At 71.2% G+C, this 23859-nt stretch carries 27 protein-coding genes and 1 pseudogene; 13 read left to right on the top strand and 15 right to left on the bottom strand.

Annotation, left to right across the window (positions count from 1 at the left end):
- Window positions 1-3: 3 nt before the first annotated feature.
- The 6 genes from ACIRFL_RS23925 to ACIRFL_RS23900 form a co-directional block, all read right to left on the bottom strand.
- Complete coding sequence (locus tag ACIRFL_RS23925; protein WP_404031778.1) at window positions 4-1179, bottom strand: cytochrome P450; 1176 nt, start codon at window positions 1177-1179, stop codon at window positions 4-6.
- A gap of 26 nt (window positions 1180-1205) precedes the next feature.
- Window positions 1206-2369 carry a pyridoxal phosphate-dependent aminotransferase gene (locus ACIRFL_RS23920; RefSeq protein WP_404031776.1) on the bottom strand — a complete coding sequence of 388 codons (1164 nt, stop codon included), beginning with the start codon at window positions 2367-2369 and terminating at the stop codon, window positions 1206-1208.
- A gap of 39 nt (window positions 2370-2408) precedes the next feature.
- Window positions 2409-4022, bottom strand: a complete 1614-nt coding sequence (locus ACIRFL_RS23915; RefSeq protein ID WP_404031773.1) for an acyl-CoA dehydrogenase family protein — start codon at window positions 4020-4022, stop codon at window positions 2409-2411.
- A gap of 42 nt (window positions 4023-4064) precedes the next feature.
- Window positions 4065-5294, bottom strand: coding sequence for a beta-ketoacyl-[acyl-carrier-protein] synthase family protein (locus tag ACIRFL_RS23910; RefSeq protein WP_404031770.1), 1230 nt, complete (start codon window positions 5292-5294; stop codon window positions 4065-4067).
- The gene (locus ACIRFL_RS23905; RefSeq protein WP_404031767.1) at window positions 5291-5536 is read right to left on the bottom strand and encodes an acyl carrier protein; all 246 of its coding nucleotides are present in this window, start codon (window positions 5534-5536) and stop codon (window positions 5291-5293) included. The genes ACIRFL_RS23910 and ACIRFL_RS23905 overlap by 4 nt, the downstream gene beginning before the upstream one ends.
- A 164-nt stretch (window positions 5537-5700) precedes the next feature.
- A complete protein-coding gene (locus ACIRFL_RS23900; RefSeq protein ID WP_404031764.1) occupies window positions 5701-6822 on the bottom strand; it encodes a beta-ketoacyl-ACP synthase III in 1122 nt (373 codons plus the stop codon).
- A gap of 413 nt (window positions 6823-7235) precedes the next feature.
- Here ACIRFL_RS23900 and ACIRFL_RS23895 point away from each other — a divergent pair, with 413 nt between their 5' ends.
- Entirely contained in the window at window positions 7236-8405 is a 1170-nt protein-coding gene (locus ACIRFL_RS23895) for a cytochrome P450 (protein ID WP_404031761.1), read from the top strand.
- A gap of 239 nt (window positions 8406-8644) precedes the next feature.
- Here ACIRFL_RS23895 and ACIRFL_RS23890 read toward each other — a convergent pair whose 3' ends face one another.
- Window positions 8645-9319, bottom strand: a complete 675-nt coding sequence (locus ACIRFL_RS23890; RefSeq protein ID WP_404031758.1) for a TetR family transcriptional regulator — start codon at window positions 9317-9319, stop codon at window positions 8645-8647.
- A gap of 41 nt (window positions 9320-9360) precedes the next feature.
- On the opposite strand from ACIRFL_RS23890, the gene ACIRFL_RS23885 reads away from it, so the two are divergent.
- The 3 genes from ACIRFL_RS23885 to ACIRFL_RS23875 are packed head-to-tail and all read left to right on the top strand — an operon-like array spanning window position 9361 to window position 10809.
- Window positions 9361-9582: a hypothetical protein gene (locus tag ACIRFL_RS23885; protein ID WP_404031755.1), complete on the top strand. Its 222-nt coding sequence runs from the start codon at window positions 9361-9363 to the stop codon at window positions 9580-9582.
- Window positions 9583-9620: 38 nt separating this feature from the next.
- Complete coding sequence (locus tag ACIRFL_RS23880; protein ID WP_404031752.1) at window positions 9621-10547, top strand: oxidoreductase; 927 nt, start codon at window positions 9621-9623, stop codon at window positions 10545-10547.
- Window positions 10510-10809, top strand: a complete 300-nt coding sequence (locus ACIRFL_RS23875) for a hypothetical protein (protein WP_404031749.1) — start codon at window positions 10510-10512, stop codon at window positions 10807-10809. The genes ACIRFL_RS23880 and ACIRFL_RS23875 overlap by 38 nt, the downstream gene beginning before the upstream one ends.
- Window positions 10810-10944: 135 nt before the next feature.
- Here the strand turns inward: ACIRFL_RS23875 and ACIRFL_RS23870 are convergent, their stop codons facing one another.
- The gene (locus tag ACIRFL_RS23870) at window positions 10945-13293 is read right to left on the bottom strand and encodes an MMPL family transporter (protein WP_404031746.1); all 2349 of its coding nucleotides are present in this window, start codon (window positions 13291-13293) and stop codon (window positions 10945-10947) included.
- 135 nt (window positions 13294-13428) lie between these two features.
- Here ACIRFL_RS23870 and ACIRFL_RS23865 point away from each other — a divergent pair, with 135 nt between their 5' ends.
- Window positions 13429-14070: a TetR/AcrR family transcriptional regulator gene (locus ACIRFL_RS23865; protein WP_404031743.1), complete on the top strand. Its 642-nt coding sequence runs from the start codon at window positions 13429-13431 to the stop codon at window positions 14068-14070.
- Window positions 14071-14458: 388 nt separating this feature from the next.
- Here ACIRFL_RS23865 and ACIRFL_RS23860 read toward each other — a convergent pair whose 3' ends face one another.
- From ACIRFL_RS23860 to ACIRFL_RS23845, 4 genes and pseudogenes are all read right to left on the bottom strand, one after another.
- Entirely contained in the window at window positions 14459-14689 is a 231-nt protein-coding gene (locus ACIRFL_RS23860; protein WP_404031741.1) for a hypothetical protein, read from the bottom strand.
- Window positions 14686-14886: a hypothetical protein gene (locus tag ACIRFL_RS23855; RefSeq protein ID WP_404031738.1), complete on the bottom strand. Its 201-nt coding sequence runs from the start codon at window positions 14884-14886 to the stop codon at window positions 14686-14688. The genes ACIRFL_RS23860 and ACIRFL_RS23855 overlap by 4 nt, the downstream gene beginning before the upstream one ends.
- A 177-nt stretch (window positions 14887-15063) precedes the next feature.
- Window positions 15064-15321 (bottom strand): annotated as a pseudogene (locus tag ACIRFL_RS23850) (alpha/beta hydrolase); the annotation flags it as partial.
- Window positions 15322-15367: 46 nt separating this feature from the next.
- Window positions 15368-16300 (bottom strand): NADP-dependent oxidoreductase, encoded by a 933-nt coding sequence (locus tag ACIRFL_RS23845; RefSeq protein ID WP_404031735.1) that lies wholly within the window; start codon window positions 16298-16300, stop codon window positions 15368-15370.
- 156 nt (window positions 16301-16456) lie between these two features.
- Here ACIRFL_RS23845 and ACIRFL_RS23840 point away from each other — a divergent pair, with 156 nt between their 5' ends.
- Window positions 16457-17005 (top strand): MarR family winged helix-turn-helix transcriptional regulator, encoded by a 549-nt coding sequence (locus ACIRFL_RS23840; protein WP_404031732.1) that lies wholly within the window; start codon window positions 16457-16459, stop codon window positions 17003-17005.
- Between the two features lie 423 nt (window positions 17006-17428).
- The gene (locus tag ACIRFL_RS23835) at window positions 17429-17935 is read left to right on the top strand and encodes a hypothetical protein (protein ID WP_404031729.1); all 507 of its coding nucleotides are present in this window, start codon (window positions 17429-17431) and stop codon (window positions 17933-17935) included.
- A gap of 108 nt (window positions 17936-18043) precedes the next feature.
- Here the strand turns inward: ACIRFL_RS23835 and ACIRFL_RS23830 are convergent, their stop codons facing one another.
- On the bottom strand, window positions 18044-18565 hold the full coding sequence (locus tag ACIRFL_RS23830; RefSeq protein WP_404031726.1) for a response regulator transcription factor: 522 nt from the start codon (window positions 18563-18565) through the stop codon (window positions 18044-18046).
- A 234-nt stretch (window positions 18566-18799) separates the two neighbouring features.
- Between ACIRFL_RS23830 and ACIRFL_RS23825 the strand changes: the two genes are divergently transcribed.
- The 3 genes from ACIRFL_RS23825 to ACIRFL_RS23815 all read left to right on the top strand — a co-directional run bounded on the left by ACIRFL_RS23825 (window position 18800) and on the right by ACIRFL_RS23815 (window position 21080).
- Entirely contained in the window at window positions 18800-19738 is a 939-nt protein-coding gene (locus tag ACIRFL_RS23825) for a hypothetical protein (RefSeq protein WP_404031723.1), read from the top strand.
- A gap of 233 nt (window positions 19739-19971) precedes the next feature.
- Complete coding sequence (locus tag ACIRFL_RS23820) at window positions 19972-20718, top strand: SDR family oxidoreductase (RefSeq protein WP_404031720.1); 747 nt, start codon at window positions 19972-19974, stop codon at window positions 20716-20718.
- A gap of 65 nt (window positions 20719-20783) precedes the next feature.
- A complete protein-coding gene (locus ACIRFL_RS23815) occupies window positions 20784-21080 on the top strand; it encodes a hypothetical protein (RefSeq protein ID WP_404031718.1) in 297 nt (98 codons plus the stop codon).
- Here ACIRFL_RS23815 and ACIRFL_RS23810 read toward each other — a convergent pair.
- Window positions 21058-21426, bottom strand: a complete 369-nt coding sequence (locus tag ACIRFL_RS23810; RefSeq protein ID WP_404031715.1) for a VOC family protein — start codon at window positions 21424-21426, stop codon at window positions 21058-21060. The genes ACIRFL_RS23815 and ACIRFL_RS23810 overlap by 23 nt on opposite strands.
- Before the next feature lie 60 nt (window positions 21427-21486).
- On the opposite strand from ACIRFL_RS23810, the gene ACIRFL_RS23805 reads away from it, so the two are divergent.
- A complete protein-coding gene (locus ACIRFL_RS23805; protein WP_404031712.1) occupies window positions 21487-21948 on the top strand; it encodes a MarR family winged helix-turn-helix transcriptional regulator in 462 nt (153 codons plus the stop codon).
- Between the two features lie 75 nt (window positions 21949-22023).
- Window positions 22024-22332, top strand: a complete 309-nt coding sequence (locus ACIRFL_RS23800; protein ID WP_404031709.1) for a hypothetical protein — start codon at window positions 22024-22026, stop codon at window positions 22330-22332.
- A gap of 28 nt (window positions 22333-22360) precedes the next feature.
- On the opposite strand, the gene ACIRFL_RS23795 is transcribed toward ACIRFL_RS23800, so the two are convergent.
- Window positions 22361-22990, bottom strand: coding sequence for a hypothetical protein (locus ACIRFL_RS23795; protein WP_404031888.1), 630 nt, complete (start codon window positions 22988-22990; stop codon window positions 22361-22363).
- Between the two features lie 310 nt (window positions 22991-23300).
- On the opposite strand from ACIRFL_RS23795, the gene ACIRFL_RS23790 reads away from it, so the two are divergent.
- A complete protein-coding gene (locus tag ACIRFL_RS23790; RefSeq protein WP_404031706.1) occupies window positions 23301-23849 on the top strand; it encodes a DapH/DapD/GlmU-related protein in 549 nt (182 codons plus the stop codon).
- The last annotated feature ends 10 nt before the right edge of the window (window positions 23850-23859 follow it).

Genomic DNA, 23859 nt, shown 5'->3' with positions numbered 1-23859 from the left:
CGGCTACCAGTCGACGAGGAGCCGTGACAGCCCGCGGACGGCCATTCCCTCCTTCCAGGTGACCGGCTCCTCGACGGCGGCGAGCCGCAGCGTCGGGAAACGCCGCAGCAGATGTTCGAGGACGATGCGGACCTGGAGCCGGGCCAGGGGAGCGCCCAGACAGCGGTGCACGCCGTGACCGAAGGTCAGGTGCGCGGTGTCATGTCCGGTCAGGCGCAGGGTCTCCGGTTCGGCGAACACCGTGGCGTCGCGGTTGCCGTGCAGCGGGGCGACCATGACGGCCTCACCGGCCTGGACGGTGACGTTGCCGAGCCGCACCGGCTGAACGGCGACCCGCGGGAACGTCAGCGGTGTGGCGGGGTTCAGCCGCAACAACTCCTCGACGGCGGGCGCGATCCGCTCGGGGCGTGCGACGAGTTCCCGGTACACGTCGTGGTCGGTGAGCAGCGACAGCACCGAAAGACCGAGCTGCCCGACGGTGGTCTCATAGCCGGCCATGAGCAGGGTGAGCCCCATGGTGATCAGTTCGTTCGTGGTGAGGGCGCCCCGGTCGTGCGCGCCGATCAGCGCGGTGAGCAGGTCGTCCTGGGGCTGCCTGCGCTTTCGGTCGACGAGGTCCTTCATATAGGTGGCGAGCGCGGTGCGCCGGCGCGCCTTGTCCTGGGGGCTGTCGTCGGTGATGTCGAAAAGGACCTCGACCCGGTCGCGGAAGCGCGCGCTGTCCTCGGGCGGTACGCCGAGCAGTGAGCACAGCACGGCCAGCGGCAGCGGCGCGGCGAGCTGCGCGACGAGGTCGGCTCCGGGGCCGTGCGCGGCGATCTCGTCGAGGTACTGGTCGGTGAGCCGTTCCACGTCGGATGCCATCGCGGCGATCCGGCCGGTGGAGAAGGCGCCGCTGACGATGCGGCGCAGCCTGGCGTGCCGGTCGCCGTCCATGCTCATCATGGAGTCCGCGGCCGGCTCCGCGTCGTTGAACTTCGGCCCGCCGGGCAGCGCCGCGCGCGCCCGGCTGAACCTCTTGTCGGTCAGCACCGCGCGTCCCAGCGCGTAGCCGCGTACCAGCCACATCGTGTCGCCGACGGGTGTGACGAAGCGCACGATGTCATCAGTGCCATCGGTGCCGTCGGTGATGAAGTCCGGAAGCGGCCCCAACGGGGTGTCCGTGCGTGGCGTCGTCATGCGGATCGTCTCCTTGCTCGTCGGTGTCAGCCGCCCAGGACCCGGCGTCCGACGTCGTGCAGCAGGTCGGTCTGCCGGTTGAACGCGATGCGTACGTACTGTTCGCCGCGGGCGGGATCGGCGAAGAAGGCCGGGCCGGGCGCCAGCAACACCCCGGCCTCGTCGAGGAGTTCGAGGACGAACCGGTGGCTGTCGTACCGCCCTGCGGTGAGCGGGCCGACGTCCGCGAACACAAAGCACCCGCCCTCGGCGGGCGCGAACTTCATGCCCTTGCGGGAGAAGATGTCCTGGACCAGGTCCCGGCGCCGGCCCATCTCCCGGGCGGCGGTGCGCAGGTCCATGGAGAGCGCGGCCGTGCCCACCGCCACCTGGAGCGGTGTGGCCGCGCCGTTCGTGGTCACCTCGTGCACCCGCCGCAGCGTCTCGGTGCGGGCCGCGTCGGCGCGCAGGAAGCCGAGCCGCCAGCCGCTGACGGCGTGGCTCTTGGAGAGGGAACCGACGACGATGCTGCGCCCGGCGAGTTGCGGCACGTGGGTGACGGACAGCCGGGGCCGGCCGTCGTAGACGAAGGTGCCGTACACCTCGTCGCAGATGACGGTGGCGTCCCAGCGTTCGCACAGCGCGGCGATCTCGTCGAGTTCCGTGCGCTCCAGGACGCGTCCGGTGGGGTTGGCGGGTGAGTTCAGCAGGACGGCACGGGTACGGGGGCCGAAGGCGGCCGCCAGGTCGGCCGGGTCGTAGCGCCAGCCGGGCGGGTGCAGGGGCACGAAGCGCGGCACCGCACCGGCGACCGCGAGCGCGGCCCTGAACTGCTCGTACCCCGGGTCGAACAGGACGACTTCGTCGCCGGGATCGACGGTGGCGAGCAGCGCGACGCACAGCGCCTCGGTCGCGCCGACGGTGACGGTCAGCTCGGTGCGCGGATCGGTCCCGGGCACCAGCGTCTCGGCGATCCGCTGCCGCAGCGGCAGGTCGCCCGACGGGTGGTCGTACTGGTTGCGTCCGGACCGCATCGCGTCCACGGCGGCCTCGATGAGGTCGGCGGACGGTTCGGGATAGCCGGGTGTGCCCAGGGCCAGGTCGATGGCGCCGCGTTCCCGTGCGAGCAGAAGAAGCTCCCCGAGACTGCTGCCCTGCAACACCGCGGCCCTCGACGAGAGCGCCGGCCGCCGGGCCGTGGATGGGGCCATGTGTGTCCTCCTCTTCACGTGGGTGAGCGGTGCACCGTGTCAGCGGGGCGGCAGCAGGAGCGGGTCCGGGTCGGTGCGCATCCCGGGCAGTTCCTGTACGACATCGCCGATGTCCTCGGCGTACCGGTCCACGGCCTGCTCCAGCACATCGTCCGGGGCGGTCGCCGGGAGGCCGTCGCCGGTGCGTACGGCGTCCAGGGCGCGCCGCAACCCGAGTTCGGCGACGTGCCGGGCGTGCGGCAGGTCCGGTGTGCGGTGGCGCAGGGCGCCCGCGGCCAGGGTCCACATGAGGGCCGTGGCCACCCCGGCGTGCGCGGCGTCCGGTGCGCCGTCCCGGCCGGTCGGCCGGTTCGCGAGGGCGTCCTCGAAGCGCCGCGTGAGCTGCGCTCCGCTGTGGTCGCGGAGCATGGCGGTGACCTGGCCGGTCTGCCGCAGGGCCCGCCGGCCCAGGAAGTCGCACAGCGCCTCGGTGGGCCCCTCGAAGATCCGGTACACGCGAAGGTCCCGGTACATGCGCGCGGCCGTGTTCGCCTCGTCGTAGCCGCGTCCCCCGAGCAACTGCATCAGCCGGTCGGCCGCCTGGACCGCCCATTCGCCACCCAGGACCTTGGCGGCGATGAGGGGTTCGAGACCGACGGTCTGCCCGGCGTCGAGCCGGTCGGCCAGGTCGTACACCAGCGCTTCCAGGATGTCGGTGCGGGCGACGGTGTCGGCGAGCCAACCACGGGTCACGGCACGGTCCTTGAGTGTCATCCCCGAGGTCGTCCGGCGGCCGGCGAAACGCAGTGAGAGCTGCGCGATCCGTTTCAGCGCGCCGAGGGCGAACGCGGACAGGGCCAGGCGTGAGGCACACATCGAGTCCATGGCGACGCCACGGCCGTCGCCGTCCGCGAGGACGTGACGGTCGGGCACTTCCACGTCGGTGAAGCGCATCCTGCTCTGCACCATGCCGCGCTGCCCGAACGACGCGTGTTCCTCGCCGGGGAAGACACCCCGGTCGGCGGTGGGCACGGCCAGCGCGATCAGCGAGGACCGAGCGGTGTGCCGGGTCTGTGTCCGGGCGAGCACGGTGGAGATGCCCGCCCAGGTGCCGTTGCCGATCCAGTGTTTGTCGCCGTTCAGCAGCCAGCCGCCGCCGCCGGGCCCCGGACGGGCCGTCGTGGACAGCTGCGAGAAGTCGCTTCCGGCGCCCGGTTCGGTCTGCGCGTAGGCAGCCAGGGTGCGGCCGGTGGCCAGCAGGGGCAGCCACTCCTGTTTGACCTCGTCCGTGGCCCACACCGACAGCGACCGGGTGCCCGGGAACAGCGAGGTGGTCATCCAGGTGCCCAGACCGGTGTCGATCGCCATCAGCTGCTCGAACACCCGGAACATGTCGCGAAAGCGCAGCGCGGTGCCTGCGTACTCCTCCTCGATGAGCGGCCCGAACAGGCCGTTGATGCCGAAGTCCTGCACGATGTGCGGGGGGATGCACCGCCGTTCGTCGATGAGGAACGAGTTGACACGCCGCGACCCGTAGTCGCGCAGCCAGGCGATCTGGTCGCGGGCGCGGCGGGAACTCACCTCGGGGTCCGCGGTGCGCGTGTGGCGGGCCAGGCCCCAGGACGGGGCCGTGGCCGCGGGGCGTGCGGCGTCCTGCTCAGCCAGCGTGGTCATGCTTCCTCCTTTCAGCTCCCGCGCCTGAGGGGTGGGCACCCGTCAGCAGGGGGAGAGGGCCAGGACGGCGTTCTGGCCGCCGAATCCGCTGGAATTGCTGAGCGCCAGTGCGATGGGCTGGGGCCGGGACCGACCGGAGACGACGTCCAGTTCGATCCGCGGATCGAGGTGTTCCAGGTTGGCCGTCGGCGGCACGGTCCGCTCGGAGATGGCGAGCACCGTCAGGGCCGCCTCGATCGCCCCGGCCGCGCCCATGGTGTGCCCGAGCGCCCCCTTGGTCGAGGTGACGGACGCCCGGTCCCCGAAGAGACGGGCGAGCAGTGCGGCCTCCACCAGATCGCCCTTGGGCGTGCTGGTGGCGTGGGCGTTGATGTGATCGACGTCCGCCACCGTGGCGCCGGCCTCGTCAAGCGCAGTCCGCATCGCCTGCTCAAGGCCGCTGCCCTCGGGATGGGGGGCGGCGACGTGATGGGCGTCGGCGGAGGCGCCGTAGCCGGCGATCCGGGCCAGCGGCCTCGCTCCGCGCGCGGCGGCATGCCCGGCGCGCTCCAGCACGAGGACCCCCGCGCCCTCGCCCAGGACGAAGCCGTCGCGTGCGGCGTCGAACGGCCGCGAGGCCAGCTCCGGTGCCTCACGGCGCGGCGACAGCGCGCTCATCCGGGCGAACGCCGCGGTGATGATCCGGTTCACGGGCGCGTCGCTGCCGCCGGCCACGACGATGTCGCACACACCCGTGCGCAGCAGTTGGGCGCCCAGGCCGATCGCGGTGGTCCCGGACGCACAGGCCGTACAGGCGACGAAGCTGGGGCCGCGTGCCCCCCAGTGCAGGGACAGCTGTCCGGCGAGCATGTTGGGCGCGACCATGGGGACGGTGTGCGCGGACACCGGTTCGCCCCGGGCCAGCCGGAGGGTCTGGTCCTCAAGCGTGCTGACGCCGCCGAAGGCGGTGCCGATGACCACGCCGACCCGTGCGCCGTCCCACTCCCGCGGTCGCAGGCCGGCCATCCGGAGCGCCTCGTCCCCGGCGACGAAGGCCAGGTGGCTGTGGCGGTCCATGCGGCGGGCCAGGTTCGCGCCGAGGTGCGCCACGGGATCGAAGTCGGGCACCTCGCAGGCGAAGTCCACGGCGAGTCCGGTGAGATCCGGGTGGGTGCGGGCCGTGGACTGTCCTGCCAGTACTCCTTTCCAGGTGGCGTCGACGCCGATGCCGGCGGCGCTGACCAGGCCGACACCGGTGACCACCACGGCCTGGTCCGAGCCGGGCCCGGTCATGTCGCGCTGCCCTGCCGCAGCACCGCCACGGCCTCGTCGACAGTCATGGCCGGGTGCAGGGCGTCGTCCTGGAGCCGCAGATCCAGGCCGGCGGCCAGGAAGTCGATCAGTTCCACCACGGCGAGCGAGTCAAGACCGAGATCGGTGAGCGTGCTGGTGTCGGTGATGGTGGACGCGTCGACCTGGAACTTGTCGGTGAGCATCTGCTCCAGGGAAGCGCGCAGTGTGGCTGCCGTGGTCATCAGGACCTCTCTTCGGGACATGGGGTGCTGAGCGACCCCGTACGGGATGGATGAGTGGGTGTGGGGCAGCGGCGGGCACGGGCCGTGCCCGCATGACGTTCGCTGTCTTGGCGGTACTGGCCGCCGCGTCGTGTCCGTGTGCAAGGGCGCGCGGTCCGCCGGATTCAGGGAGCCGGGGGCGGTTCGATGCTGGCGGGCAGCCGCCAGGGCTGAGCCGTCCGTTGGGCCGGCACCGACGCGTCGGCCGGCCGCGGGGCGTGGCAGCTGGTCGCCGTCTTCGGCGGCAGATACACCGGCACCACATCGGGCCAGGTCACGGCGGCCGATCCCCAGGTGAGGCCGCCGCCGAAGGCCGTGAGCACCGTGGGTGCGCCGGGGCGGACCCGGCCGTCGGCCGCGGTGTCCGCCAACGCCAGCGGGATGGAGGCAGCGGCGGTGTTGCCGACTTCGGCGATGTTCCCGTACCGGTAGCGGGTGGCGATTCCCAGGCGGTCGGAGACGGAGTCCAGGATGCGCTGGTTGGCCTGGTGGCCGACGAAGGCCCGCACCGACGCGGGCTGCCAGCCGGCGCGGTCCAGCACCGTACGGGCGGACACGGTCATCCGGTGCACCGCCTGCCGGTACACCTCGCGCCCCCGCATCCTGAGGTACCGCTGCTCCGGCGGCACTTCCTCGCCCCGTCCGGGGCGGCGCGAGCCGCCCACGGGCACCGTGATCAGGTCACTGCCCGCCCCGGCACTGCCCAGATCCACGGCCCGCACGGCGCCCGGCTCGCCGCCCCGGCCGCGGCGCAGCAGTGCGGCGCCCGCGCCATCACCGAAGATCACCGCGGTGTCGCGGTCCTGCGGGTTGATGATCGAGGTGTACACCTCCGCACCGATCACCAGGGGCCGTTCACAGGTTCCGCCTCTCACCAGGGCCTCGGCGAGGGCCAGGGCGTAGACGAATCCGGAGCACACCGCCGCCACATCCACCGCCGGCACCTCGTCCAGACCCAGCCGGTGGGCCACCTCCGGTGCCGTCGCCGGACACGGACGATCGGGTGTCGTCGTGGCCAGCAGCACGAAGTCGGCGTCCCCGCCGCCCGATTCCAGGGCCGCCTGTCCCGCGGCGACCGCCAGGTCGCCGGTGCTCGTCCCCGGCTCGACCATCCGCCGCCGGCGGATGCCCGTCCGCGTACGGATCCATTCGTCGCTGGTGTCCAGGTGGGCCGCCAGGTCCGCATTGGTGACCACATGCTCCGGCAGGCACGCTCCCAGGCCGCATATCACTGCGCGTACAGACATCCAGGCCACATCCCGCTTTCGACGCAGCCGGCACAACACCGGCATCAACAACGTGGGTTCATGACGTACCGCCCGGCATCGGCCGAGAGGTGCGTCCCTGGGGGGGCACCCCAATCCATCACGCCGGCCCAGGTCGCAGCAGGGGTCCGGGCGAGCTGGAGTGTGCACACCGTGAGCGGTTGTGTGCTTGTGAAGCGCGTGGGGGAGCCTGTGAAGGCGCCGTGGGGGACGGTCCTGCCGGAACCGTTTCACAAGCGCGCGAGCGTGCACGGTGTGCACGGCATCCCCGCCCGGAGCCCCTGCTGCGACCGGTCTCCGCGTGGTGCAGTGGGGATTCCTCCACACGGGCCCCGTCGCATCGCGGGCGGCGCGTCTGAGTCGCGCAGCCGCGCACTGAGAGCTAAGGACCGTTCATGCCGGACTTCGACCTCTTCGACACCCTTGCCCGGCCAGAGAACCTGGCCGACCCCTACCCCTTCTACGCCTGGCTGCGCGCCAACCACCCCGTCTATCTGAACCCGGACGGCTTCGCCTATGTCTCCTGCTACGAACACGCGGGGCTGCTGAAGGACCCCGACATCCGGGAGGCGGCGGAAGGCGACTCCCGCTCCTACACCTTGCGCACCATCAACCAGACACTCATCAAGTCCGTGCCGCCGCGTCACACGGAGCTGCGGCGCGCGGGAGCGGCGGCCTTCGACCGGAGCTTCCTCGTGGAGTCCGGCGTCCGGCTCAGAAAGGAAGCGGAGCACCTGGCCGACGAACTCGCCGCCGCCCTCGCCGTGGACGGCTCGGCCGACCTGCACCATCTGTTCTCCCTGCCGTTCACCCAGCGCGCGTCGGCCCTCGTCTTCGGCATACCCGACGACGACTTCGACCTGCTCGCCTCCCTTCCGGCCCGCGTCTTCCAGGCCATCTACCCGAAGAAGACCCCGGCCGACGTCGCGGACGCCGACGACGCCTCCCGCGCCCTGTTCACCTATATGCAGGAGGCCGTCGCCCGCCGGCGCTTCATGCCCGGCTCCGGTTTCGACCGCCTGATCGACGCGTCCGGCGACCTGCACACGGACGACATCGCCCTGCTGTGCTGGCTGCTGTGGTCGGCGTCCTACACCTCCGCCCTCGCCGCCCTCGACCTGGCCGTCCTCACCCTCATCGAGAACCCGGAGACGGTCCCCCTCCTGCACGAGCACACCAGCGCGTGGATCGAGGAGGCGCTGCGCTACCGCAGCCCGCACGTCATCAACTCCATCAACCTCACCACCCGGCGCGAGATGACCATCGGCGGTGTCACGCTCCGGCGGCACACCCCGATCCGGTTCCTGATCGCGGCCATGAACCGCGACGAGACCGTCTTCCCGAGTCCCGACACCTTCGACCCCCGGCGGGGCGGCGCCCCGCACATCGCCTTCGGGAAGGGCATCCACACGTGCATCGGCGCCCAACTGGCGCGCATGGAACTGGTCACGGCCCTCACCACCCTGGCCACCCGCCTGCCCGGCCTCACCCTGGCCGACCGGCCGACCTGGCGCAGCTACACCACCCAGCGCCTGTGCAGCAGCCTTCCCGTGACCGCCCCCTGACCGGCACCACCGGCCGGACCGCGGGCGGATCACCGCGCCGCCCGCGTGCCTCAAGGAGAACGAACGGCTCGGTCCCGCATGCCCTTCCCGCGCGGGCGCCTGGGCCCTGTCGTCAAACGGATCTTGCCCAGAGCAGGATCGAGGCGAGAGAGACCGCTGCTTCGTAGGAGGTGGCGGTCTTGTCGTATCTGGTCGCGCCGGCCACCGCGGCCCGGCCCGCGGCTACTGCCTGGACGGGCTCAGGCGGAGGCGCGGGCGATGGTGCCCGCGGTGAGCGTGGCCAGCATGTCCTGCAGGGCAGTCACGAAGTCCAGCTTGAACGCGGTGAGTGAGGGGTCGGCTTCGTAGGCGGCGAGCATCGCCGGGGAGGGCCGTGCGTGTGTCCACACGGCGCCGACGGCCATGATCATGGCTGCGGTCAACTGCGGTGCGCTGTTGCCCAGCTCAGGAAGGTGCTGGTGGGCCAACGCCGCGATGACGGCGACGTTGGCCACGGCCGCGCGCTTATAGCGGGCGGCCACCTGCGGGGAAACGTTGTGTTCCAGTACGCCCGCCTGTGCGCTCAGCAGGTCACACAGGACCCGGCGTTGGGCGAGGGAGCCCGCGATGACGGCGGCGAACTGCTCCGCGCGCCGGCTCACCGGAGCGTCCTGCTCGATGCCGGCGTGCACAAGGGCAGGCAGGTCGGCCACCCACTGCCGCCAGGCACGGTCGAGCAGCTCCAGCAGGATCGCCTCACGCGATTCGAAGTAGCGCAGCACATTGGACTTCGCCAGCCCGACGCGGCGGCTCAGCTCGTTCAGGCTGATCTCGCCGATGGGCATCTCCTGGAGCATGGCGGCGGTGGTGTCGAGGATGGCCTGGCGCCGCATCTCACGCTGCTCCTCATTGCGCGCGCGCTGGAAGTTCGTCATGCCCCCAGGTTACAGACTGCCGGTCTTTTGACATCAGACCGGTGGTCTTCTATGTTGGCGTTGCAGTCAAACAGACCACCGGTCTGAAAAGGGGGCAGGTCTTGGGCTGCGCACCAGGACCGACGCCCTCCATCGACGAAGTCGTCAACGAGGGCTGTCTCGACGTTGTCGACCAGCTCTGGGCGGACGACATGATCTGGCGCGGCGGCAGCCTGGGAGAACTCTTCCAGCTCGGAATCACGACCCTGCCGAGCGCCGCATGACCGAGCACAAATCAACGAATCCGAGGAGCGTGACAACGGTGAGCCACTGGACCCCCGACGACATCCCCGATCAGACCGACCGCACCGCGCTGATCACCGGCGGGAACGGCGGGATCGGACTCGAGACCGCCCGCGCGCTCGCCCGGCACGGGGCCCGCGTCATCCTGGCCGGCCGCAGCCAGACCAAGCTGGACCAGGCAGCGGAGGCTGTGCGCGCCGCGACCCCCGAGGCCCGGACGGACACCCTCGTGCTCGACCTCTCCGACCTCTCCTCCGTCCGCGACGCGGCCACCCGCATCGCCGAGACCGAGACGGTTGACCTGCTCTTCAACAACGCCGGCGTGATGAACCTGCCCGAGCGGCGGACCACCCACGACGGCCTCGAGATGACGGTCGGCACCAATCACCTCGGCCACTTCGCCTTCGACGCCCAGGTCTGGCCCGCCGTGCGCCGCTCGTCCGCACCGCGCGTGGTCACCGTCAGCGCCATCGCGGCGCGGTGGCCGATGGGCAGGCTGGACGACCTGATGAGCGAAAAGAGCTACCGCGCCATGGGCGCCTACGCCAAGTCCAAGCGCGCCAACATCGTCTACACCCTCGAACTCGCGCGCCGCACTGCAAGCAGCCCCGTTGAGGCGCTTGTCGTCCACCCGGGGTCGGCGATGACCGGTCTGCAGCAGCACGGCAACGGCGCTCTGAGCCGCATAATCACCCCGATCGCCGCACGCCTGCTCATGGGCTCGGCCGAGGGCGCCGCCTGGCCCTCCCTGTACGCGGCGACCAGCCCACACGTCCAGTCGGGCCGGTTCATCGGCCCCGCCGGACGGGACCAGACCTCCGGCACCCCCAAGCCCGCCAAGCTCCCCACAGGCGCCGACGACCCCGCGGAGGGCAGGCGGCTGTGGGCGGCGAGCGAGCAGCTCACAGGTGTCCCCTTCGACCTCGAAGCCGGGGCCGCCATCTAGGGGCCGTCTTTCCGAACGCTACGGTCCCTGGCAAACGGTCTACACCCGCTTCCGTCGCTACGCCCTCGACGGCGTCTTCACCCGAACCCTGCAGCAGATCCAGGCCCGGGCGGACGCGGCCGGCGACATCGACTGGCTGGTCCAGATCGACTCCACCATCGTCCGCGCCCACCAGCACGCCGTGGCCACCGGCCGAAAAGGGGGACCGAGTGGCTGGACGAACCGGACGATCACGCCCTCGGCCGGTCCCGAGGCGGACTGACCACCAAGATCCACCTCGCCTGCGACGGCAGGAACCGGCCGCTGGCCCTCCTGCTCACGGCCGGTCAGCGTCATGACGGCGTCTGTGCTCGTCCATTGTGACCCTAGCGCGGGCGCGGGAACGAGCCGGTACGGGTCAGCCGTTGACGTCGGCCTTCCGCGCCGCGGCGGGCTGCTGGGAGGCGGCCGTGGCGGGCAGCGGGATGCGCTGCGCGAGCTTGTCGCCCTCGACATCGAGATCGGGCAGCAGGCGGTCCAGCCACGCGGGAATCCACCAGGCTCTTTCGCCCGCCAGTGCCATGGTGGCCGGAACGAACGTCATGCGGATGACGAACGCGTCGATGACGATGCCGGCCGCCAGGGCGAACCCGGCCTGCTTGATCATGGGTTGGGCGTTGAAGACGAACCCGGCGAAGACCGAGACCATGATCGTCGCCGCCGCGACGACAACGGCGCTCGCCCGGGCGAAACCCGAGACGGTCGCGTCGAGCGGGCCGGCCCCGTGCATGCGGGCCTCGCGCATGGAGGTGACCAGGAACATCTGATAGTCCATGGCCAGTCCGTAGAGCACACCGGTGACGATGATGGGCAGCAGGCTCACCACCGGCGCGGTCGCCTCCAGTCCGAACAGGCCCTGCATCCAGCCCCATTGGAAGACGGCCGTGGTGATGCCGAAGGTGGCGGCGATGCTGAGCAGGAAACCGGCGGTGGCCATCACCGGAACGACGACGGAGCGGAAGACCAGGAGCAGGACGACCAGCGAGAGCCCGAGGACCGTGGCGACGTAGAGGGGCAGGACGTCGGCGAGCCGGTCCGACACGTCGATCGCCAGGGCGGTGAAACCGGTGACGCCGATGGCGACGCCGTACTTCTGGCTCAACTGCCGGCCGGTGTCCCGCACGGAGCCGACGAGGGCTTTGGTGCCGTCGTCGTTCGGTCCGTCGTCCGGCACGAGACTGAGTACGGCCGTGGTGCCGGAGGTGTTCAGACCGGCCAGGGAAACCGATGCGACGCCCTTGGTGTCCCTCAGGTCGGCGGCGGTCGAGGCGAGGGCGGCGGGCGTCAGCGGCCCCTCGCCCGTGGCGGCACGGGCGACGACCATCAGGGGTCCGTTGTAGCCGGGGCCGAAGGCGTCATCGACCGCTTCGTAGCTCTGGCGCTGCGCGGTGTCGGGGTTGTAGCTGGCGCCGGACGGCAGGCCGAGCTTCATGCTGACGGCAGGCAGCGCCAGAACCAGGGGGATCAGCGTTGCGGCCGCGAGGGCGGAGCGCTTGTGCCGGACCAGACGTGATCCCCAGCGGGTTGCCCGCGGGTGCGCGGCGGCGGTCCGCTGCCGCGCCGTGCGGCGGGCCTTGGCGGAGCAGACGCGTTCCTTGACCAGGCCCAGGAGGGCCGGCAGCAGGGTCAGGGCGAGCAGGACGACGACGGCGATCGTGGCCGCGGCGACCAGGGCCATGGTGCTGAGCAGGGTGATACCGACCACCAGGAGGCCCGTCAGGGCGATCACGACGGTACTGCCGGCGAAGAGGACCGCGCTGCCCGCGGTGCCGATGGCGCGGCCGGCCGCCTCGTGCGCGTCGAGGCCGTCGTCCAGGATCAGCCGCCGCTGCCGGTTGACGATGAACAGCGCGTAGTCGATACCGACGGCGAGTCCCAGCATCAGGGCCAGTACGGCGGTGAGCGAGTGGATCTCGAAGACGGTGGAGAGGGTGAAGGCGCCGCCCACGCCCACGGTGACGCCGACCAGGGCGATCACCAGGGGCAGGCCCGCCGCCACGACCGATCCCAGGGTGACCAGCAAGGCGATGGCAGCCACCACGACGCCGACGATCTCGCCGACGCCGACGATCTCGGGCATCTCCATCATCGACGCCGACGGCAGGACGTCGAGGCGGCCGCGTTCGGCCTGTCGCTCGGCGGCCTGGACGGTGCTGTCGATCGTTCCCGAGGGCAGCTCATAGGTCTGCTCGTCGAACTGGAACTGCATCAGGGCGGTGGACCCGTCCGCCGAGACGACGACCCCAGGCACCGGTCGGCCGTTGTCCTGAAGGGGAGCCGGCGCCCCGCCTCCGGGCCGCCCGGCGCCTCCGGACACCGCGGCCTGGGCCTGGAGCAGGGGACTTCTCTCCTTCTTGGCCAGTTCCGCGGCGAGGGCCGTGCGCGGGTCGATGACGTGGTCGTGACGGTAGACCGCGTCCACCGCGGCGACGAGGGCGGTGCGGCCGTCGCCCCCGTCGACCCGGGCCCCGCTCGGTGCGCGGAAAACCAGCATGCCCTGCCCGCCGGACGCGTCGGGCAGGGACTTCGCCAGATCGTCGATGACGTTCTGCGCGGGGGTGCCGTCGATGCGTACCTCGTTGCTCAGCTTGACGGGATGGGCCGCGAGCAGGCCCACCACGGCGGACACCGCCGCCAGCCAGCCGGCGATGACGTACCAGGGCCTGGCGTAGGCGAAGCGCCCCAGCCGGTACAGCAGCACAGACACATCTGTCTCCTCACTCGCTCGGGGCGCCGCCCGGTGGGCGGCTCGACCCCGGAAGTGAGAGGGTACTATCGAACCGATAGGAGACTATCAATTAGCGGGGCGGGTAGCCTGCGCTCACAACGAGAGGAGTCAGAGGTGCCAAAAGCCGCATCCCGCACACCCCGGCCCCGCCGGGTCGACGCCCGGTCCAGCGTGGAGCGCATCGTCATCGCAGGACGCACCGTGCTCGGCGCGGGCGGCGGCTCCTTGGAGCAGATCGCCGCCGAGGCGGGCGTGGGGATCGCCACGCTCTACCGGCACTTCCCCAACCGGGAGGCCCTGGTGCGGGCCGTCCTCGACGACATCCTTGAGACCGACCTCCTCCCGCTGATCACCGACGAGGCGGCACTCGGTCATCCGCGCCAGTCCCTTCTGAACATCGCCACCCGGCTGCTCGACCTGATCACCGAGGAGCGCGGACTGGTCGCCTTCGCCGGTAACTTCGCCGACGTCGCCGTGGACGCCCTGCAGCGGTTCAGCGCCTCCCTGCACCCCCTGCTGCTTCGCGCGCAGGAGGAGGGCGAGGTACGTGCCGACCTCACCGCGGACGACATCCCGCGCTTTCTCGTCATGGGCATCGCCGGCCTCGCGCTGCCCGGCACCACGCACTCCACCCGCGCACGCTTCATCGCCCTGCTCTTCGACGCGCTCGACCCCGCCGGCGCGACCCCGCTCCCGCCGCTGCTTGCGGAGGAGAACGAGCTTCGGACGGCGATCGGCGGCGTCAGTCGCAGCTGACCTGCGCAGTCGCCGCGCGCCGCGGTCCGGGCTGTGGCCGGTATGCGATCCGAACAGGGGAGCAGTTGTTCCCTGGAACAGGTGATCGTCACCCATGTGGTCGACGAGGCGCCCGTGACCGAACCAAACTAACGGTGTGCGAGCGACGGGCTGCAGACCGTAGCTGACGCACAGGTCCCACACGACAGCTACACCGCTAGGAGCAGCACGACATGAACCTTCTCACCGACGTCCTCGCCGGCCTCATCCACTTCATCGGCTGGCTGGTCTGACGTCCGAGGACGTCCGCGGAAGCGCACAGCGGCGCCGTCTCCCCGTCCCCGGGAGGCGGCGCCGTCCCCTGTTTTCGGACCGGACGGCGCCGTCCCGGTGTTCGGACCGGGCCCGCTCAGGACGGGGTGGGGGAGTGCCGGGGGACGTCGCGCGCAGGGTGCGCGCAGTCGGGGCAGGCGTAGACCTCGTTGTCGAGGACATGGGCGCCGTCCTGGCCGCGCGCCACGCCGGCGGACACGGCACCGGTCACCTTGAGCAGGCTCTTGCCGCACCAGCAGCAGGCCCACCCCGAGTACTGGGCGTAGGTCAGCGAGGCGACGGGCGGCGGCTCGTGCCGCGCGGTCATGGCCGCTCGGCGAGCGGGAGCAGCCGGTGGGCCGCGCGGCACGCAGGGCAGGCGAACCGGGCGCCGCCCGCGCACGGGCCGGAGCCCGCCTCCACGGCGTGGATCAGCCGCAGGTCGTCGGCGAGCCGCCTGCACCAGGAGCACAAACCGCGCTTGCCGGTGTCCTCGTCGTCCTGCGTTTCGGTACAGATCGCCATCGCCGCACCTCCGGTTGGTCGGGCATACGCGGTGTGTGTGCTCGTCGCCGAGGCCAACCGCAACCAGATGTTACCCACGGTACAGGGCTGATCCACCGACAGTCCGCGGTTTCTCCGGGCCGGTGGCACTGCGGCCGCCGCGTGCAGCGGCCCCGCCCATCTGCCCTGTCCTCTCCGTCAGCCGGCGAGCGTGCGACGCACCCAGGCATTGCGGGCGGCGAGGGCGGCCCGGGAGAGGGCGGCGGCGGGAGCGGCGCCGTCGAAGATATGGAAGCCGCCCGCCCACACGTGCAGTTCGGCCTGGACGCCGGCGGCCCACAGACGGGAGGCGTACGCCACGTCCTCGTCCCGGAAGACCTCGGCGGAGCCGACATCGATGAAGGCCGCGGGGAGCCCGGACAGGTCGGCGGCCCCGCCCGGTGCCGGCCGGGCGGGGTCGGTGTCGTGCGGGCCGGGGAATCGGGACGGTTGTCGTGCGAGGTCAGGGGATCAGGACGGTCTTGCCGGGCAGCCGTCCGGCGGCGGCGTCGTCGTGGACGGCGGCAAGATCGGTCAGGGGGCGCCGCTCGGCGACGTGGATCTCCAGGTCGCCGGCGTCCACCCGGGCGACCAGTTCGGCGAGTTGGGCGGCGTCGCTGCGGACGAAGACCCGCACCGTGCGCACACCGCGGCCGGCGTCCTCGGGACCGGGGGTGGTCGTGCTGACGAACGCCCCGCCGTCTGCGACCGGTTCGACGAGGGCCGCGGTCTCCTCCGGGCTGGTGGGCGCGAGGTTCAGCACCGCGTCGAACCGCTGTCCGGCCACCGCCTCAAGCAGCGGGGTCGTGGTGTGGTCGATGATCCGGTCGGCGCCGTAGGCGCGCACGCGGTCGGCGCTGCGCGGGCCGGCGGTGGCGGTGATGGTGGCACCGGCCTGCCGGGCGAGCTGGACGGCATAGCCGCCGACCGCCCCGCCCGCGCCGTTGACCAGGAGGCTCTGCCCGGACTTGAGACCGGCGTGCTCGAACAGCGACTGCCAGGCGGTCAGTCCTGTCGACGGCAGTGCCGCGGCGTCGGCCAGATCGACGCTCTTCGGCGCGGCGGCCAGCGCCTCGGCCGGTACCACGGCGTACTCGGCGGCCGCTCCGGGCCGGTTCATCGGCAGGAAGGCCACCACCGCGTCGCCGGCCTCCCAGCCGCCGACCCCCGCGCCGACCTCCGTGATCACCCCGGCGACGTCGAAGCCCGGGATGTGCGGGAAGGTCAGCGGGAACACCTCGCGCAGGAAGCCCGCGCGGATCGTGGCGTCCACGGGGCTGAACGCGGTGCCGGCCACCCGCACCACCACCTGGCCCGCGCCCGCCGTCGGACGGTCGGCGTCCTCGTACACCAGGACGTCGCTGTCGCCGTACGCGTGGAAACGCACCGCCTTCATGATCACTCCTCTGTCGTCGAGAGTCAGTTGCTTCGAACTCGAAGCACAATGACCCTAACTTGCTTCGAATGCGAAGCAATACCCGACCGTGGCTGTGACGCTCGTCACGGATGACCGGCGGTAGTGCTTTGAATTCGCAGCACATATGCTGAGCGGATGCCCGAGATCCGCCCCGACGCCGACGGTGTCCAGCCGCTCGACCCCGCGCAGCTGACCACCTACTTCGTGCTGCTGGAGTCCGTCAGCCTGCTCCAGTACCGGCTCGAACAGCAGCTGCGCGACGAGGGCGGCATCAGCTATGTGCAGTTCGAACTACTGGCCCGCCTCGCCGACGCCGCGGGCCCGCTGACCATGACCCAGCTGGCGGACGGCGTCGTCTACAGCCGCAGCGGCCTGACCTACCAGGCGGGACTGCTGGAGAAGGCCGGCCTGATCAGCCGTGGCCCCGACCCCGACGACGACCGCGCGACCGCCGTCACCCTCACCGACGACGGCCTCGCCCTCATCCAGCGCGTCCTCCCCGGCCACATCCAGCTCGCCCGCCGCCTGCTGTTCGACCCCCTGACCGACGACGACCTGCACCGCCTCGGCGACATCATGACCCGCGTACGCGACCACATGCGCACCCAGCCGCCCCGCTCCGCCGCACCCCGCACACGCCGCCGTGCCGCCGCCACCCCTGGCGCGACCAGGACGGACGAGTGAGGTCTGCACCACCCGCCACCGCTGTCCGGCCGGCCCGGCACCACTGAGCGCTCTGCCGGATGTGCCGCGCAGTGCCGTCGGTTGTCCGCGGCACCGTCGTGGCTGGTCGCGCAGTTCCTCGCGCCCCTTCGGGGCGCTGCCGGACCGCAAGGGCCTTCGCCTGGCCTGCTCAGACGAACGCGGTGAGCCAGGCGAACGCGGTGAGCCCGGAATCGAGGGCCGCGGCCTTCCCGCCACCGGGTGGCCCCGGCGGGTCCGGTGCCCCACGTGTCCGCCGCCACAGCGTGACACAACGGCGGCGGAGACGTTTTGCTCCATGGGTGTCACCAACTCCCGCCGTCTGCCCGCGTCATGACCGGCCGACTCGTGTCTCAGGTGGGTGACCGAGCGGCGCACCCGGCCGCCCGACCACCAGGAGACAGCGTGATCGCCACCGTCATCGGCGCGGCCTGCCCCTTGGTGCGCTGCGGTGCGGCCGGTGCCCTCGTCGTCCTCGCCCGCCTCGCACACCGGAGGAACCGCATGACAGCCCCGCCCCGCACCCGCCGACCGCAGACGCCGGTCGAGTTCCGCGGACGCAGGGGAGCAGCCGTGAGCCGCCTCTCCGGCTTCCTGCACGCCGCGTACGGCGCGCTGTTCGGGTGGCTCGCCTGGTGCGCCGCGCAGTCCGCCCGCAACCACGCACCCTGGGCATGCGCCGCGTTCGTCGCCGGCTCCTGCTTCGTCCTGGTCGCCGTCATCCGTGAGGGTGACCTCGCGAACGCCCGGCGCCGGGAGGCCCTGCGGGCCCACCGCGACTGCGCCGACGCCAGTGCTGCCGTGGCCGCCGTAGCCCTCGCCGGCTGGTGCTGCACCGCGTGGGCGGCCACCGCCGGCGCGGAGCACGATGCGACCTGCCGGCACCGTGACACATGCGGCAGGACCGCGTGACCGGCTCGTCGGCCGACTCCCGGGAGGCGGGCGGCACTTCGGTGAGCGCCCCCGCCGTCCCGGCCGCTCTCCGTCCCGGCTGCCTGCCGTCCCGGTAGTCCGCCGCCGTCAGCGCAGGGGTACACCGCCGGTCCGGACCATGACGTGGAGGCCCCGCTCACCGCGGATGCGCAGGTAGCCGTGCTGGTAGGCGAGTGCCACGGCATGGGCCCGGCGGCGGGCCTGCAGGATGCCGAGAATGCGGCGGATGTGGGTCTTGACGGTGTTCACCGTCACATACAGCTCACCGGCGATCTCCTCGTTGCTCTTGCCCGCGGCGATGTGCCGCAGTACCTCCTGGCAGCGGTCACTGAGGACGATCGACTCGCGGGGTTCGGGCGAGAGGTTCGTCAGCCAGCCGCGTTCGTACCCCATGGCGACCATCTCGGCACGCTCGTTGGTGCCGAGGCCCTTGCCAAGCCGGGAGACGTGCCGCTGCACCGTGGGCCAGGCGACATGGAGATGGTTGGCGATTTCGGCATTCGTGTGGCCGCGTGCGATACCCGACAGGACCTGGATCTGCCTGCCGCTGGGCTTGAAAACGCGCCCATGGGCCGTTCGCACGATGGTCTCCGGATCGCTGATGGTCACGGTCTTCCTTTCCTGCCGTCTCGTCGCGCACCTGCGTGCTGATCGCCCCCGTGCTGACGCCCCCTCCGGGGGACGGTCGAAGGGGGCTGCCTAGACCAGAGCGCCCAGCGCCGCCGTCATGACGCGCCCACGTGGAGCCGTTCGCGTCATGTCTTCGGCCGCCGTGTCTCAGGACTTCCGAAGCCTCCGGCTTTCCGGAGGACGGGATGCGCCGCACGGGAGGACGAGGAGCCGATGACCGAGCCCAGGAAGTCCGTCAGCAGCGAGGCCCGGAACGGCCGGCGCGGCGGGCTCGGCTGGGCCACCACCCGGGGCAGGACACCGGCGGCCCCGGCCCCGGCCACCGCCGGACCCGACACCGTCCGGCTGCTGCGCCTCGGCCGGGACCCGTTCGCGCACACCCTGACCACGGGGGCCCCGGTGCTGCCCGCGCTCGCGCCCGAGACGGCCGACCTGGTCCACCGCGCCCGACTCGGCGAATGCGGCGCCGTTCACCGGCTGTGCGCGCGGGCGATGCGGCCGGCCGCGAGGATCGTCAGACGCTACCTCGGGCCCACCGAGAAGGACGCGATGGAGGACGTGTTCTTCCACGCCTGCCGGCGGGCGGTCCACGCGTTGCAGCAGACCACCCGGGACGAGAGGACCTTCGACTTCCAGCGGGAGGTGAGGATCGGGGTCAGACTGGCTGCCAGCGATCATGTGCTGCGCCGTACGGCCGTGGGCGGCGGGCGGCACGTCGAGGAGACCCTTCTCGCGTACGACGTCCTGGCCTCGCTCCCCTCGCACCACGCGGACGTGCTGTGGGCGGTCGGCGTCGAAGGCGAACCGGCCGGGCGGCATGCGCCCCGGCTGCTGCGGGCCGGCCAGGACGCCCTGGTCGACGCGTATCTGTGGCGGGGGCTGCACCGCACCGGGCCGGTGGAGGGTCGGGGAGATCACCTGTCGTATCTGACGGCCGCCTCGTATGTGCGCTACGAACTGACGGACGGCCAGATGGCCGAAGTCCACGCCCATCTGGCCGGTTGCGCGCTGTGCAGACTGCTGACCGCGGAGGCCGAGGTCCCCGGGGCCAGCCTGCCGGCCGAGCTGACCCGGTCGGGGACGGCCGCCCGGCCCGCACCGGGTCGGGTCTGGGCACGATGGCGCGGCGCGGCGACGGCGCGCGGAACGTGACACCCGCCGTCCCACACCCTTCGCCAGCGACGCCACGACCCGTCTCGCCCGGCGGGCCACTGACCGTGGGCGGCTGCGACGTCCCGCACGTTCGCCGAATGAGCCGCCTCGCCTGTTGTCACAAGCAGAGCCGCTGTCCTGTCTCTTCTGGTGCAGACCGAATTCATTTGGGTGCCGGCGAGCAACTGACAGCAGAACGCATGCCGCGCCCGTACTCCCGAGAGGAATCCGTTATGAAGGTGGTTGTGATCGGTGGAACCGGGCTCATCGGCTCGCAGCTGGTCGGCAAGCTCAAGGAACACGGGCACGAGGCGGTCGCGGCCGCTCCCAACACCGGCGTCAACACTCTGACGGGTGAGGGCCTGGCCGAGGTCCTTCAGGGTGCGTCGGTCGTCGTGGACGTGTCCAACTCGCCCTCGTTCGATGACGAGGCCGTCATGGAGTTCTTCCGCACCTCCACGACCAATGTGCTCAAGGCAGAGGCGGAGGCCGGCGTGACGCACCACGTGGCCCTGTCCGTGGTGGGCACCGAGCGACTTCAGGGGAGCGGCTACTTCCGCGCCAAGCAGGCCCAGGAGGAGCTGATCAAGGCGTCCGGCGTGCCGTACACCATCGTTCACGCAACCCAGTTCTTCGAGTTCGCGAAGGGCCTCGCCGACGGTGTCACCGAGGGCGACACAGTGCGCCTGCCTGCCGCGAAGATCCAGCCCATGTTCTCCGGCGATGTCGCGGCGGCCGTCGGCCGCGCCGCGGTCGGCACCCCGGTGGGCGGTGTGGTGGAGGTCGGGGGACCCGAGGCGTTCCAACTCGACGAGTTCATCCGCACGGCGCTCGCCGCCAAGAACGACCCCCGCAGTGTCGTCGCGGACCCGAACGCCACGTACTGGGGAGCCGAACTGCAGGAGGACACGCTCCTGCCGGGCCCGGGCGCGCACATCGCCGAGACCCGGTTCACCGACTGGCTCGCGAAGCAGCATTAAGTCCTGCCCTTGCCGGCGGACAAGGGGGCTGGGCCGATGGTGAACTGGAAGCCGGGATCGACACCGTGCTGTCCGCTCCGCGCCGCAGGATCCGCCGCGATCTCGCCCATCTCGCCGACGACCGGTGCTCCGGGGTGTGGATCCGCTCACTGGCCGAGGCGAACTCCGCGACCATGCACGCCCTCGGAGCGGCTTTGCGCACATACTTCGCGCCGGCCCTGCGACCGTACGGGAGCCGGGTACGGGCCGCGTTCGAGGCGATCGCGCCGTGCGCTCGCCCCGGCCGTGTGCGCGGCCGGGCTGCCGTCGTCGGCCGCGCCGGGGACCAGGCCGCCCGGCTCAGCCGCGGTCGTGGAGGGTGACGTGGTAGCCGTCGGGGTCCGCGAAGGTGAAAGTGCGGCCGAACGGTCCGTCGAAGGGCGCTGAGACGATCGTCGTGCCGGCGGCGGCGAGGGCGTCGTGGATGTCCTGGGCGTCGGGGGCGTGCAGCCACAGCGCCATCCCCTGGCCGGGCTGTGCGATCGCGTCCAGGTCGCCGCCCGCGACGACGTCGCGGACGGCGAACGCGATCGGCTTGGTGTCGAACACGACAGCGTGCGGCGGTCCCGCGGCAGAGCGCTTCAGCCCCAGGTACTGCTCGTAGAAAACGGCAGAGCGCTCCAGGTCGCGCACCTGCAGTGAAATGAAGTCGGGTCCGGTGACGGCCATGATTCCTCCTCCTAGCATGTCAGCCTTCTGACACGCCTCACCGTATGTCAGACTACTGACATGAGTCAAGGTGAGCCCGGAATCGAGCTGGACACATCGCTGGGGTACATGCTGAAGGCGGCCGCGAGCGCTCTGCACTCCGCCATGGAGGCCGTGCTGAGTCCGCTGGGCATGACGATCACCCACTACTCCTGCCTGGAGCTGCTTGCCCAGCGACCGGGCCTGTCGAACTCCGAGCTTGCCCGCGGCGCCTTCGTCACCCGGCAGTCGATGAATGTGCTCCTGCAGTCCCTCGAACGCCAGGGACTCGTCATCCGCCCGGCACGCGCCCCCGTGGGCAGGGCCCTGCCCACCGAGCTGACCGACCGCGGGCGCCGCCAGCTTGAGACGGCCAGCGCCGCGGTTCGCCGCGTCGAGCAGAACATGCTGGCCAGTCTGGATGCCGGCGAACAAGATCAGATGCGGCGCCTGCTCACTACGTGCATCGCCTCACTGACCGAACCGCCCGCATCGGCGACGTAACCGCTCCGCTCGGCAGGCGGTCCTGGGCGCTTCGGCTGGTCGCTCCCGTGAAGACGACCAGCGGCATCCGCCGCCGTGTCCTGGAGCCGCGTCTGCCCGGCAACCAAGCGGCAGGCCGCGTCGTTCTGGCGGGCCAGTGACACGGCGGGCGAACGCAAGGCCGCGCACATCGGGAAGATCTGGCTCGACGCCAAGGTGCGGGTCGAACTGGCCGACTCGGTACCGCAGATCGGCGCGCCCGAGGTGTGGAAGAGCGGATACGACGGCAAGGGCGTGAAGGTCGCCGTCCTCGACACCGGAGTCGACGCCACCCCCCACAAGTGCCCCCGGTACCGGCCTCGTTACCGGGGGCACTTGTCCCCACCACCGTCCATTTCAAGGTGACGGTCCTGAGGGAGACCGGCCGGCACCGTCAGCTCAGCTGGCCTGGAGCACAGCGCGGCAAAGGTGAGCTACGCACACATCTTGCGACGGCGGATGAAAGAGACGGTGGTCCCGGCCGTGAGAACGGCAGCCGCGGCGGCCGCGCCGACCGCGGGATCGACCAGCGGGGAGTCCCCGATGGGCACGGATGCGGCTCCGTTGTTGTCAGGGTTGCTGTCGGGCTCGTTCCCCGTGACGGTCGCATAATTGACGCGCGCGTCCGCGGAGGTGACTTCGATGACGGTGCTGGAGCCTGCGGCCAGCGGACCGCCCTTGCATTCCAGGTACCGTTGAGGGATACCCGCGTGAAGGGGACCGTCGACGACGGCGCAGCGCGGGTCGGAGGACCTGATGTCGTTCGGGGCCCCGGGGAAGGCGTGGCCCCCATGATGTCACGAACGGTCCAGCCGGAGGACGTGTCAGGCCCGTTGTTCTTGACGGCGATCTGGTAGTTGTACCTCCCATCCGGAGCAGGGGCCGGTCCGACCTTGGTGATGGACAGGTCAGCAGTCGCTTCTGCGGCAACGGCGTGCGGGGCTCCCAGCAACCCGAGCACTCCTGCAGCAGCACCCGCGGCCAGCACGAAGGTCAGCGGCCGATGCGAGCGGACACATGTCATGTTCTGCAACCCTTTCCATGCCTGAGGACCTCTCCATCCGCAGAAGAGGAATCACCCCTAGGAGTCCCGGAGTTCGTTCCCATGACGATCAGGTCGACCAAGCGGGCGAAACATGGCAAGGGCCTTGTGGAAGCCGCGTGGCACGCAGCCTGTGCGGACAACCAAGTGTTGGTCCTGACTGTCCTGATCGTTGTTTGATCCGGGCGTGCTCGCATCGCTTTGATGGCTCCGGTCAGCCTCCGGTTGATCGCCGTGTCCGACGGGTGTCATCCGACGGCTACGGTCCGAACGCCCCTCCTGAGGAAGCCTGATGCCTGATCAAGACCGTCTCTACGTCCGTACTCCCGAGTTCGCGCGGGTGGCCGAGCGGATCGAGCACGTGACCACGCTGACGTCACGGCTCAACGTCCTGCCCTTCGACGACAAGGCCGCCCGCGCGGCCCTGCTGTCCGAGATCGTCGGCAAGCCGGTCCCCGACTCCGTCACCGTCTATCCGCCCTTCTACACCGACCACGGGCTCGGCATCGACTTCGGCAAGCACGTCTTCGTCAACCAGGGCTGCACCTTCCTGGACCAGGGCGGCATCCACCTGGGCGACGGCGTCCTGATCGGTCCGAAGACCAATCTCATCTCGTCCGACCACCCCCTCCCGGCCTCCGAGCGAAGCGAATTCATCACCCGGGCAGCCATCACCATCGAAGCCGACGCATGGCTCGGCGCGGCAGTGACGGTCCTTCCCGGTGTCACGATCGGACGCGGTGCCGTGGTCGGCGCCGGAGCCGTCGTCACGAAGGACGTTCCGCCCAACACCCTGGTGACCGGATCGGCCGCGTTCGCACGCAAACAGTGGAACGACTGAGCCCGAAGGC

Source organism: Streptomyces sp. NPDC102462 (genome assembly GCF_044765425.1).
Classification (GTDB): domain Bacteria; phylum Actinomycetota; class Actinomycetes; order Streptomycetales; family Streptomycetaceae; genus Streptomyces.
This window is presented reverse-complemented; position numbering and strand designations above follow the sequence as displayed.